Origin of the sequence: Flavobacterium sp. (assembly GCF_039916025.1) — a bacterium.
In the GTDB taxonomy this organism is placed as follows: domain Bacteria; phylum Bacteroidota; class Bacteroidia; order Flavobacteriales; family Flavobacteriaceae; genus Flavobacterium.
Genome location: NZ_JBDSMB010000179.1, coordinates 1 through 11,909 on the forward strand (window position 1 = coordinate 1; position 11,909 = coordinate 11,909).

General features: G+C 33.9%; 10 protein-coding genes, 1 tRNA gene and 1 pseudogene. 7 read left to right on the top strand and 5 right to left on the bottom strand.

All coding sequences use genetic code 11. The features are described from left to right. A pseudogene (locus tag ABIQ27_RS13325) lies at positions 1–509 on the top strand (ComEC family competence protein); the annotation flags it as partial. Between the two features lie 12 nt (positions 510–521). Here the strand turns inward: ABIQ27_RS13325 and ABIQ27_RS13330 are convergent. The 5 genes from ABIQ27_RS13330 to ABIQ27_RS13350 all read right to left on the bottom strand — a co-directional run bounded on the left by ABIQ27_RS13330 (position 522) and on the right by ABIQ27_RS13350 (position 6,457). Then, complete coding sequence (locus ABIQ27_RS13330; protein WP_348034411.1) at positions 522–989, bottom strand: thioredoxin family protein; 468 nt, start codon at positions 987–989, stop codon at positions 522–524. A 54-nt stretch (positions 990–1,043) separates the two neighbouring features. Continuing rightward, positions 1,044–2,849 carry an oligopeptide:H+ symporter gene (locus ABIQ27_RS13335; protein WP_348034412.1) on the bottom strand — a complete coding sequence of 602 codons (1,806 nt, stop codon included), beginning with the start codon at positions 2,847–2,849 and terminating at the stop codon, positions 1,044–1,046. Between the two features lie 4 nt (positions 2,850–2,853). Then, positions 2,854–4,365: a peptide MFS transporter gene (locus ABIQ27_RS13340; RefSeq protein ID WP_348034413.1), complete on the bottom strand. Its 1,512-nt coding sequence runs from the start codon at positions 4,363–4,365 to the stop codon at positions 2,854–2,856. 74 nt (positions 4,366–4,439) lie between these two features. Next, positions 4,440–6,116, bottom strand: coding sequence for a peptide MFS transporter (locus ABIQ27_RS13345; RefSeq protein ID WP_348034414.1), 1,677 nt, complete (start codon positions 6,114–6,116; stop codon positions 4,440–4,442). 268 nt (positions 6,117–6,384) lie between these two features. Then, positions 6,385–6,457 (bottom strand) — tRNA-Phe (locus ABIQ27_RS13350). 99 nt (positions 6,458–6,556) lie between these two features. Between ABIQ27_RS13350 and ABIQ27_RS13355 the strand changes: the two genes are divergently transcribed. The 6 genes from ABIQ27_RS13355 to ABIQ27_RS13380 are packed head-to-tail and all read left to right on the top strand — an operon-like array spanning position 6,557 to position 11,893. Further along, a complete protein-coding gene (locus ABIQ27_RS13355; protein WP_348034415.1) occupies positions 6,557–7,285 on the top strand; it encodes a type III pantothenate kinase in 729 nt (242 codons plus the stop codon). After that, positions 7,282–8,595, top strand: coding sequence for a hypothetical protein (locus ABIQ27_RS13360; RefSeq protein WP_348034416.1), 1,314 nt, complete (start codon positions 7,282–7,284; stop codon positions 8,593–8,595). The genes ABIQ27_RS13355 and ABIQ27_RS13360 overlap by 4 nt, the downstream gene beginning before the upstream one ends. Before the next feature lie 12 nt (positions 8,596–8,607). Next, on the top strand, positions 8,608–9,882 hold the full coding sequence (locus ABIQ27_RS13365) for a hypothetical protein (protein ID WP_348034417.1): 1,275 nt from the start codon (positions 8,608–8,610) through the stop codon (positions 9,880–9,882). 2 nt (positions 9,883–9,884) lie between these two features. Further along, positions 9,885–10,433, top strand: a complete 549-nt coding sequence (gene lptC / locus ABIQ27_RS13370) for an LPS export ABC transporter periplasmic protein LptC (RefSeq protein ID WP_348034420.1) — start codon at positions 9,885–9,887, stop codon at positions 10,431–10,433. Between the two features lie 5 nt (positions 10,434–10,438). Next, positions 10,439–10,630 carry a hypothetical protein gene (locus tag ABIQ27_RS13375; protein ID WP_348034418.1) on the top strand — a complete coding sequence of 64 codons (192 nt, stop codon included), beginning with the start codon at positions 10,439–10,441 and terminating at the stop codon, positions 10,628–10,630. 3 nt (positions 10,631–10,633) lie between these two features. Further along, positions 10,634–11,893 carry a hemolysin family protein gene (locus ABIQ27_RS13380; protein WP_348034419.1) on the top strand — a complete coding sequence of 420 codons (1,260 nt, stop codon included), beginning with the start codon at positions 10,634–10,636 and terminating at the stop codon, positions 11,891–11,893. Positions 11,894–11,909: the final 16 nt, after the last annotated feature.

The following is an 11,909-nucleotide window of genomic DNA, read 5'->3' on the forward strand; positions in this document are numbered from 1 at the left end:
TAACATTAACTTTCACAAGCATTCTTCTAATTCAGGCTATTTTTATTGTTCAGAAAGGTGAAACACAAAACAATGAAGAACTAATCATTTTTAATTGCAGGAAAAACACAATCATCACAGAAAGAATGGGCAATGCTGTAACCGTTTACAGCAATGACAGCATCCAAAAAAACCTAAGTTCTAATCTGCTAATTCAATCGTATTTAGTTGGAAGTTTTTGTGAAGCTACAGCCAAAAAACCATTGCAAAACTTACTGTATTTTAAACATCAAAGAATCCTAATCGTAGACAGTTCGTGTGCTTATACAAAGGGATTTCAACCTGATGTTTTAGTGATTATTCAATCCCCAAAACTGAATATTCAACGGTTGCTCAAAACCTACAAACCCAAGGAAATTGTTGTTGATGGCTCTAATTTTAAAAGTTATATTCGGATTTGGGAAGCGACTTGTAGAAAAGAAAAAATCCCTTTTCACAATACTAATGAAAAGGGATTCTATAAGATTTAATGGGAATCGGAATTATGATTTTTTGTTAGCCAGAATTTTATCTGCAGCAGCCAACCAACTTGCTGGTCCACCTGCAAGATATCCTGTGCTTCCTAATTTTTCTAAATTAATTTTTCCGTCTTTTTTGCTTGCATTTACAAACCAAACTGTTGGATATCCCTGAACTGCGAATGTTTGTTGCAATTCAGCGTTTTGTTTTTGAATTTCCGGTTGTTGTGGTGTTCTTCTTGGATAATCCAATTCAACTAATACCACATTCTTTTTTGCCCATTTTTCAAATTCCGGAGTTTTGAATACTTCCTTTTGCAAACGCATACACCAACCGCACCAATCGCTTCCTGTGAAGAATAAAAACAATGGCTTTTTAGATTTTTTAGAAATCTTCATTGCTGTGTTCATATCTGTTTGCCATGTTACCTCTTGTGCTTGTATAGTTAACGAACCCAAGATTAGAAATAAAGTAATTGCTATTTTTTTCATCTTTTAAAAATTTTTTTTTCAAATATAACAAAAAGAATGCCAAATAAAAGCCAATTATCTGACTCCATGCATCAATTTTTTAATAATAGGCGACATTAATATTGATAATAGCGCCATACTGACAGAAATTATTGTCAAAAGCCAAAAGAAATAGCTTAATCCATGTTCGTCAGCAATCTTATCTATGTTTTCTCCAAATATACCAGCGCCTTTCATACCGATTGCAACTGCCAAATACCATACACCAAACATAAAGGCAATCATTCTGGCTGGTACTAATTTACTAACGTATGACAATCCAACAGGCGAAATGCACAATTCACCCATGGTGTGAAAAAGATACACTAAAATCAACCAAATCATACTAACCGATGCGGTTTTGGCTCCAGGCTCAATTCCGCTTGCGCCTATTGCGACAAATGCCATTCCTAATCCAAGAAACAACATTCCGATTCCGTATTTTACATTGGCAATTGGATTGTATTTGCTTTCCCACCATTTAGAAAATAATGGTGCTAGTAATATAAGAAACAGTGAGTTTAAAGTCGAAAACCACGTGGCCGGAACTTCGGTAAGTGGTGTTGTAACTTTATCTATTTTTAGTAAATCAAGTGTGTTGTCTGAAAGTGATAAAACTCCGGCGGTGTAATAATCTTTAACCAGCATCCAAATAGCAATACTCCAAATAATGACAAAACTCAAACTCAAAATGATATTCGCAACAGCATAATTTTTAAATGTCTGTTTAAACATCTTCAACATAAGCCAGGTAATAAATGCTAATGGCACAATCGTAATCAAAGAATTGACAACAAGGAAAATAGTACTCCAATTCCCTACCAAAACCCTATCGGTATAATCTTTGGCAAAAATGGTTAAGCTGTTGGGTGATTGTTCAAATATGGCCCAAAAAAACATTGCCAGAAAAGCAAAAAAAGTAACAGCCATTAATTTTTCGCGGGTGATTTTAGAGTATCTCATAAAACGCTCAATCAATAAAACGATAAACACGAATAATGCGGTTAAGATAGCAATGGTGTTTCCGTTTTTTCCTAAAATTGAAAACACATCTACTCTACCTTCTGATATTTTTGAAACTGGTGCATTGATGATCCAAAGCAGCCCTAAAATAACTGAAATTGCAATTGAAATAAGCTGCCATATTGTGAACGGATTTCTTTTATCGTTATCCAGACTTTCAGCTTTTGCTTTGCTTTCTTTGTTAGGTTTCAGTCCAATATCGCCAAAGATGCTTTGGGACAACCAAAATTGAATCATTCCAAAAAACATAAATATTCCGGCCAAACCGAAACCATAGCCCCAGCCTACTTTTTCACCTAAATAACCGCACAATAAAATTCCGAAAAAAGCTCCGGCATTAACACCCATATAGAATATCGTATAGGCTCCATCTTTTTTTTCTGGTCGGTCTTTATACATTTCTGAAATAATAGAAACCATATTGGGTTTGAAAAATCCATTACCAAAAACCAATAAGACCAATCCTAAATAAATAGAAAAATGGGTTTCAACTGCCATGGCTGCATGACCCAAAGTCATTAAAAAAGCACCAACCATAACTGCCCATCGGAAACCAATAATCTTATCGGCAAAATAACCACCAAGCATGGTTGACAAATAAACCAAACCTACATATGAACCAAATAAAGCCGAGGCATTTTCTCTTGTCCAGGCCCAACCACCATTTGTTAATGATGACGTCAGAAATAGTATAAGTAAGGAACGCATTCCATAGAATGAAAACCTTTCCCACATTTCTGTAAAAAATAAAACAAATAATCCGGAAGGATGACCAAGAACCGTGCTTTTAAAAAACTGATCTGTTGAATTTTGACTCATAACTTTATTTTACTTCCTGCATTAATTTTTTAACAAATGGTGAGATTACAATCAAAACGATTCCCGCTATTAATGCATATAACGCCAACTGTTTGTAGCCATCAGCGTATACCATTAGTTTTTCAAGGTTTGAAGAGTTTTCAGAAGCTTCTGCAATATTAGCTCCTAAAATACCGGCGAAATATTGTCCATAAGCACTCGCTAAAAACCACATTCCCATGATAACAGCCTGTGTTTTTTGAGGTGATAATTTGGTCATGGCGCTCATCCCAATTGGTGACAAACACAATTCTCCAAAAGTGATGATAAACCAACCAAAAGTAAAAATACCTAATGAAGTTTTTCCATTTAAGTCGGCAAAGAACTTAGTGTAATAGAATATCCAAAAACCACCTGCAAGAAATATAAATGCTAATCCAAATTTGATAACGGTATTTGGTTCAATCTTCCTTTTTGCCATCCATAACCAAATTAACCCTACTAAAGCAGCAAAACCTATTACGAAAAATGAATTAGCAGAATTATTAACTCCATTTGGACTTAATTGAACGCCTAAAATTTCATTATTTAAATTATTTACTGCAAACAGACTTAACGAACCTCCGCTTTGCTCAAAAAATGCCCAAAAGAAAATTGAAAAAATTATAAAAACCAAAGCAGCTAATAGCTTTTTATTTTGAGAAGAAGAGAAATTTTTCATTTCATAAAATAAATATAGGATTGATGCTGGACCAATAAACATCATGAAATAATCAGTATATATAGTATTTGCAACCATAATAATAATAACTGGAACTATCAAAAGTGAACCAATATAAGTGGCAATTTCTAAAACTTTTTTCTTAGAACTTTCAACATTCACTAAAGGCGAAAGTCCAATTGGCCCTAAACTTTTTTGAGTTTGAGTAAAAGTCAACAAACTAATAATCATTACTATTGCTGCAAATCCAAAACCAACATTCCATCGAAGATTTTCAGGAACTAATGATTGCCACATAGAACCTTCGGCAACCGCTATACAAATATAACCTCCAATTAAAGCTCCAAGATTTACTCCCATATAAAAGAAAGAAAAACCAGCGTCTCTTCTAGGATCATCAATTTTATACAGCTGACCAACCATTGACGATATATTAGGTTTAAAGAAACCTGTTCCGACAATTGTAAAACCTAAACCTATAAAAAAGAAACTTTTTGGGTCGATAGCAAGAATGACGCTTCCAATAATCATAAGAATTCCACCCCAAAAAAGCGATTTTCTTAATCCTAAAATCTTATCCGCAAATAATCCGCCAATGAATGTGAAAGCATAAACCCATGCTTGGGTTGCTCCATATTGGAGGTTTGCAGTCTTTTCATCCATCGTCAAATGATTTACCATAAAAACCACTAACATTCCGCGCATCCCATAGAAACAAAAACGTTCCCACATTTCTGAAAAGAATAAATACCACAATTGTTTTGGGTATCTCCCCTTGAAGTTTTGAATTTGCTCTAAAGTCTGATTTTGTTCCATAAAGTATATAAATTAAAAAACCTACAAGCGTTGCTTGTAGGTTTGAAAGATATAAAAATATTTTGAAACGGTGATTATCTCACACCGTGCATCATTTTTTTCAATTTTGGTGTTAATGCCATAAGAATTACAGCTGCAAGTCCGGTAAGAATTACAAATACCATAAAGAATTCAAATAGATTATGAATTTCAAAACCAGCAAAATTTGGATAATGGTCAGAGATTTGATTGTCTGCCAAAACTTTTAATTGTTCAGCTGTTGGTGTAATTTTTTTGTCTAGAATAGCCTGTAAATCAACTCCAAATTCAGAGGCTTTTTTGAATTTATCTCCTGTTGCAGGTAAGATAGAACCCAATGTTCCTGCTAAAGCATAACCCGAAGCATTTGATAAAAAGAATACTCCATATAATAAAGAAGAAAAACGTTTTGGTGATAATTTACCTACCAATGATAATCCGATTGGAGATAAACAAAGTTCAGCACAAGTCTGAATTAAATATAAAAGGATTAACCATTTGATTGCTAAAAGCCCGCTGTTTCCTAAATCCTTTACATTGTAAGCGATGATGAAATAACTCAAAGCAATTAAAGCCAAACCTACGGCTTGTTTTACTGGTGAAATTGGCTCTCTGTTTTTACTTCTTAAATAATCCCAAAGCATGCTAAACGGAACTGCAAAAGCAACAACGAATAATCCGTTAAAGATTTGAACCATCGATGGTGGCATATTGTAACCAAAGAAGTTTCTGTCACATTGATTATCTGCAATAAACGTTAACGATGAACCAGCCTGTTCAAATGCTGCCCAGAAAAAGATGATAAAGAATGCAACTATATAAATCACAAAAATTCTATCTCTTTCTATTTTTGTCAATGAGCTATCCGAAACAATTAATCCGGCCAACGTCAAACCACTCGAATAGATTACGGTATAAATCCAGTTCTGATCAACAACATAATGGAAAATTGCACCTAAAACAAAAAAGGCAACAACAGCACCAATTAAAGCTTTTTGAGAAAAAACTGCTTTTTGAGATTCTCCTTCTTCATAATCATCATTAACATTGTGCTTTGGCAAGCCTCCTAATGGTCTTCCTTCCGGAGTTATTACATATTTATTTTTAAGGAAATAAAATACTGCTGTACCAATTAACATTGCCATCGAAGCCGCTAAGAATCCCCATTTGAAAGCGTGGATATCTCTAACTCCGTCAACATCTTTAACATCTCCAACAATTGGACAAATCAATTGTCCTAAGAAAGCTCCAAGGTTAATACCCATATAGAAAATGGTAAATGCTGTATCGAGCTTAGATTTCTCTTGTTTTGGATACAAACTTCCCACCATACTGGAAATATTTGGTTTAAAAAATCCATTCCCAAAAATGATAATTCCCAATGCTGACCACATTAAAGTATTGGCCAAATTAATATTTGAACCAAAAATAGAAGCACTAAAAAACAATAAAAACTGCCCTATCGCCATCATTAATCCTCCAAGCAGGATGCAATTTCTATTCCCGAAGAAACGGTCAGAAATAAATCCACCTAACATTGGCGTTAAATAACAAAGTCCTAAGAAACCTCCATAAATCAAAGAAGCTCTGTCTTCTTTCATCATCAAAGAATTTACAAGGAATAAAGTTAAGATAGCCCGCATTCCATAGAAGTTGAACCTTTCCCACATTTCTGTTCCAAATAATACCCAAAGTCCTTTTGGATGTCCCGTTTTTACCGCTGCTTCACTCATATTTTATTGTTTTATGTTGGTTTTGAATAGTTTAATTTTCTTTATAAAAACTGTCAATTTTAGTGAAAAAATTACAATTAACAGCACTTTTTTGTGTTAAATGCAGTTTTATGGAATTTATCCTAAGTGAAAAAGATTGAGAATTAGTTTTTTAGAAACAACAAACCTTTGATATTAAGAGGAGAATGTTCACTGGACATTCGGTATTTTTATATAAGTAGATATAAAACAAAAAACCCATCAACTTTTCAGTGATGGGTTTGTTTTGTGGTACCTCCAGGAATCGAACCAGGGACACATGGATTTTCAGTCCATTGCTCTACCAACTGAGCTAAGGTACCTTGCTTTGTAGCGGGTGCAAATATAGGATGATTTTTAATTTATCCAAAACAAATAATAAAAAAAATCTATTCGTAACTTTGACCACCAAAAACATTGTTATGCTTTTAACCATTGATGTTGGAAATACTCGAATCAAAGCCGCTGTCTTTGAACAAAATACGCTTGTTGAACTTTTTATTTTTACCAAAGATTCGCTTTTAGCAGAGACGAATAATATCCTGAATAAGTTTCCAAAAATCAAAAAAACAGTCGTTGCTTCGGTAGGAAACATAGAAAAAGAATTGTTTTTATCTTTAGAAAACAAGGTTGAAATTCATTTTATAAGCCACGGAAGTAAATTCCCATTTACAAATTTATATAGTACGCCAACCACACTTGGAATCGACAGAATGGTTTTGGCTTCAGGTGCTGTTATTCAATTCCCCAAGCAAAATCGGTTAGTGATAGATGCCGGCACTTGTATTACCTATGATTTTATTGATCAAAACGATAATTATCTCGGTGGTGCAATTTCTCCCGGAATTCGTTTACGCTATGAATCATTGCATCAGCAAACTGCAAAATTACCTTTGCTGACAAAAAAAAATCCCGAGAATTTTATTGGAAATTCTACTCAGGAATCCATTCATTCTGGTGTGATTAATGGCGTTGCATCTGAAATTGATGGGTTTATCGAACTATACAAAACCCAATACGCTAAATTTATCATAATTTTAACTGGTGGCGATGCAGAATTTTTGGCCATACGATTAAAAAATACCATATTTGCCAATTCAAATTTCCTATTAGAAAGTTTGAACCAAACATTTCAATACAATCAAAAATGATTAAAAAAATTATAGTAAGCATCTGTTTACTTTTTTCACTGGCAATTTTTGCTCAGGAAGGAACATCTTCACCTTATTCTTTTTACGGAATTGGCGATATAAAATATAAAGGGTCAGTTGAAAATCGCTCTATGGGAAGCCTTTCAGTTTTTCCTGATAGTATTCACATAAATATTCAAAACCCGGCACATTTAGCGGATTTAAAACTAACAGGATTTGCTATTGGCGGAACTTATGCCAATACAAAATCTGATACAGAAACTCAGGAAGGAAAAGCCCGAAGAACTTCATTAGACTATATGATTGTTGGAATTCCTGTTGGTAAAGTAGGAATTGGATTTGGACTTATTCCTTATTCTTCTGTTGGTTATAAAATCCAAAAAAACATTTATGATATTGAAACCACTTTTGATATTAATGGACTTCCTCATGTTGACACTACAGGCGTTCAGTATTCAAAATACACCGGTACTGGTGGCGTTAACAAGGTCTTTCTAGGTTTTGGATATCGTCTTAACAAGAATCTGAATATTGGTGCCGATGTTCAATATAATTTCGGGACTATTGAAACCACTAGTTTACGATACCAAACATTCCCGCTTCTGCAATATGGTGCACAAGAAACTAACGTTTCTGATTTAAGAGGATTTAATGTTGATTTAGGCATAACGTATCAAACAAAAGTGAGCGCTAAACATTCTTTCTTCACTAGTTTATCTTATACACCACAAGCTGAATTAAATTTGGATAACAAACGTAAAATAGAAATTGTTCAGGTTACATCCACAACGGTAACACCAATCGAAAGGCAAAACATACCGGTTGACGACACTAAAATAAAACTACCGGCGAAATTGAGTTTCGGCTCTGGTTTTGGCGAAGTAAAAAAATGGCTGGTTGGTGCAGAGGTTACTTTTTTAAATAACAGCGTACTGTCTAACCGTTTTAACGATATTGAAGGCGCTACTTTTGAGAACTCTGTCCGTTATAGTTTGGGTGGATTTTATATTCCAAATTATAATTCCTACTCTAACTATTATAAAAGAATTGTTTATCGTGGTGGATTGCGTTATGAAAATACCGGTTTAGTAATTCAAAAAAATGGTTATCCTGATAAATCAATCACAGATTTTGCAGCAAATATTGGTTTAGGAATGCCATTAACTGGTACCTTTACAAATATAAATATTGGACTTGAAATTGGAAAAAGAGGCACAAAATATTATAACTTAGTAGAGGAAAATTATATCAACCTAAGTGTTGGTTTATCACTAAGCGATAAGTGGTTTGTGAAACGTAAATTCGACTAAAACTAAATAATTATGAAGGCAATTATTTTTATCCTTGGTGTTTTGTTTATTACAACTACCAGTAATGCTCAAAAGTTTGATTGTGCTTCGAAAATAACGGAATATCAGGAGCTTTTTAAAGCAAAGAAAATTGCTGAATCCTATAATCCCTGGAGCGATGTTAGAAAAAATTGTCCTAAAGAAACAGAATCCGTTTATACTGACGGAATTGAAATTCTTCAATACAAAGTTGATAATGCAGCTTCAGCCGAAGATAAAGAAAAGCTGGTTCGCGACCTTCTAAAATTGTATGATCAATACAATAAAAATTATCCTTTAACTACTCCGGATTTTGAAGTAAATAAAGCAATGACTTTGGTTGCAAATAAAATTGATGCCAAAGAAGAAATTTTCAATTTACTCGATAGTGGTTTTGCCAAAGGTTCAAAAAATGTAACCGATGCCAATGCAATCTTTACTTATTTCAGTATGTATTGCCTGAAATTCAACAGCGGCGACAAAAAAATAACTGCCAATTCTGTTTTAGAAAAATACACTCTGGTTAACACCTTGCTTATTCAATTGCAGGCTGCAAAACCTGAAAAAAAAGAATACAAAACCGCACAAAGAGCTATTAACGGCATGATTAAAGACGTGGCAACCTGTGAAAACCTGGATGCTTTTTACACTAAAAACTATCCCGACAATCAGGAAAATGCAGATTGGATTACTTCTGCCTTAATTAGCCTTTCCGGAAAATGCAGCACCAAATCAATTTTTCTTACGATGGCCGAAAAGCTATATTCGGTTAAAGCCACAGCGCAATCTGCTAACTTCATGGCATTAGGAAATTTGAACCAAAGAAAATTTCCTGAAGCAATTAAGTTTTATACCGAATCAGCCGAACTGCAAACCAATCCAACGGAAAAGGCAAAAATATATTATACACTTGCTACTGGTTTATTGGCAAACGATTTACCAAAATCAAAAGAATCTCTAAACAAAGCATTGGCTTCTGATCCAAAAATGGGAAAAGCATATTTGTTTCTAGCACAACTTTATGCAAATAGCGCTAACGATTGTGGCAAAACAGATTTTGAAAAGAAAGCGGTTTACTATCTGGCAATTCAAACAGCTCAAAAAGCTGGAGTAGTAGAACCAAGATTAAAACCAACTTCAGATAAAGCTGCTAAAGATTTCGGAGCTAAATCTCTAACGGCCGATGAAATTTCCAAAGCAAAAATGAACGGAAAGTCCCTAACCATAGGTTGCTGGATTAATGAAACCATTACTTTTTCGGCTAAATAATGATGTATCCGACTAGAAATAGTGTCCCATTTATTTTATCAATCCTTTTTTGTTTTATTGTAATTGGCTGTGAAAGTAATTTTCGCGATGTTCAAAAAATGGGTTTTGCCGAATTTTCCCCAAGCGGCGACGCTGACGGTATTAACCTAAAGTATACAGATTCAGGTAGAATTACAGCCAATTTGATAAGTCCAAAAATGTTGGATTATGCCACTGTAGAATTCCCGTTCGTAGAATTCCCAAAAGGCATCCATTTGACATTATACGACAAAAACGGAAAGGAAACGTATATCGACGCTAAGTATGCTGTGCAACACAAAGCAACTAATCTGATAGATTTGCAGAACAATGTAAAAATATCCAATCAAAGTGGTGAAGTTCTCGAAACGGAGCAATTGTATTACGACCAAAAAAATGAATGGTTTTTTACCGAAAAAAAGTTTAAATTTACTTCTCCAAAAGGAGTTTCTTATGGCGAAGGAATTGATTTTAGTAAAGATTTCAAAAAAGTCAACTCACAAAAAATATCTGGACAAATCCAGTCAGAATAACAATTATGAACTATTTAAGATTTACCCAATACGCCTATTTACTTGCCGGAATCCTTTTTGCCATTGATGCTTTTATCAAATGGCAGTCAAAAGAGAACTTTACCATCAGTGCCATATTTGCTGGTGTTTGTATTTTTCTGTTTTTCTTTAGAAGAAAGTTCGCCAAAAAATTTGAAGACCACAATAAAAAACCCTAATTCATGGAAATCGGAATAATCATTCTATGCTTGATACTTTCCGCTTTTTTCTCTGGAATGGAAATCGCTTTTGTTTCCTCGAATAAAATTTATCTTGAAATTGAAAAAAAACAAGATGATTTCATTTCCAAAATCCTAACAAAACTTACTCAAAAACCATCCAAATTTATTGCCACGATGCTTGTGGGAAACAATATTTCTATGGTTGTTTATGGGTTTTTCATGGGCGATTTATTGATGCGTTGGTTTGTTATGCTCGGATTTCAATTTACAGATTATTCCAATTTATTATTGCAAACAACAATTTCAACGCTGATTGTTTTAATGACTTCTGAGTTTTTGCCAAAGGTGTTTTTTCAAATTTATGCCAATACTTTTATCAAATTCTTTGCGCTGCCTGCCTATTTTTTCTACAAGCTCTTTTATTATATTTCGTCATTCCTGATATGGGTTTCTGATTTTGTTTTGCGTAAGTTTTTCAAAACCGAAGGCGACCAAATCAATTTGTCTTTTAGTAAAATTGAGCTTGGAAATTACATATCTGAACAAATGAATGCGGTGCAGGATCACGAAACTGTAGATTCTGAAATTCAGATTTTTCAAAATGCCTTAGAATTTTCCGGAGTAAAAGCCCGCGAAATCATGACGCCAAGAACAGAACTCGTTGCGGTTGATTTACACAGTTCTATTGTTGATTTGAGAGAACTTTTTATAGAAACAGGTTATTCAAAAATATTGGTTTACATCAACACGCTTGACGATATTGTAGGCTATGTCCATTCATTTGAACTTTTCAAAAAACCACGAAGCATCAAATCGATTATGATTGCGGTTGAATTTGTTCCTGAAACAATTCTAATAAAAGATGCCATGAATCTGCTGACCAAAAAGCGGAAAAGTGTTGCAGTTATTTTAGATGAATACGGTGGAACTTCAGGCATTGTGACTATCGAGGACATTGTAGAAGAACTATTTGGAGAAATTGAAGACGAACACGATTCTGATGAAGAATTTATGGAAAACAAAGTTGATGAATCAAATTATGTTTTTTCAACACGTTTGGATGTTGAATATCTAAACGAAACCTACAAATTCAATATTCCTGAAAGTGATTCTTATGAAACTTTGGGCGGATTTATCGTTGATTTTTCCAAAGAAATTCCACAAAAAGGCACTCAAATAACCATCGGAAACTTTCTATTTGTCATTGAACAGGCGACGAATAAGAAAATCGAATTGGTAAAAATGACCTTATTAGATTAATTTCTTAAAAAAAATC

Excerpts from the sequence above, each read along its gene's own strand:
- ABIQ27_RS13345 (WP_348034414.1), bottom strand. The coding sequence starts at position 6,116 with ATGAGTGAAGCAGCGGTAAAAACGGGACATCCAAAAGGACTTTGGGTA.
- ABIQ27_RS13360 (WP_348034416.1), top strand. The coding sequence starts at position 7,282 with ATGATTAAAAAAATTATAGTAAGCATCTGTTTACTTTTTTCACTGGCA.
- ABIQ27_RS13365 (WP_348034417.1), top strand. The coding sequence starts at position 8,608 with ATGAAGGCAATTATTTTTATCCTTGGTGTTTTGTTTATTACAACTACC.
- ABIQ27_RS13330 (WP_348034411.1), bottom strand. The coding sequence starts at position 989 with ATGAAAAAAATAGCAATTACTTTATTTCTAATCTTGGGTTCGTTAACT.
- ABIQ27_RS13340 (WP_348034413.1), bottom strand. The coding sequence starts at position 4,365 with ATGGAACAAAATCAGACTTTAGAGCAAATTCAAAACTTCAAGGGGAGA.
- ABIQ27_RS13355 (WP_348034415.1), top strand. The coding sequence starts at position 6,557 with ATGCTTTTAACCATTGATGTTGGAAATACTCGAATCAAAGCCGCTGTC.
- lptC (WP_348034420.1), top strand. The coding sequence starts at position 9,885 with ATGTATCCGACTAGAAATAGTGTCCCATTTATTTTATCAATCCTTTTT.
- ABIQ27_RS13380 (WP_348034419.1), top strand. The coding sequence starts at position 10,634 with ATGGAAATCGGAATAATCATTCTATGCTTGATACTTTCCGCTTTTTTC.
- ABIQ27_RS13375 (WP_348034418.1), top strand. The coding sequence starts at position 10,439 with ATGAACTATTTAAGATTTACCCAATACGCCTATTTACTTGCCGGAATC.
- ABIQ27_RS13335 (WP_348034412.1), bottom strand. The coding sequence starts at position 2,849 with ATGAGTCAAAATTCAACAGATCAGTTTTTTAAAAGCACGGTTCTTGGT.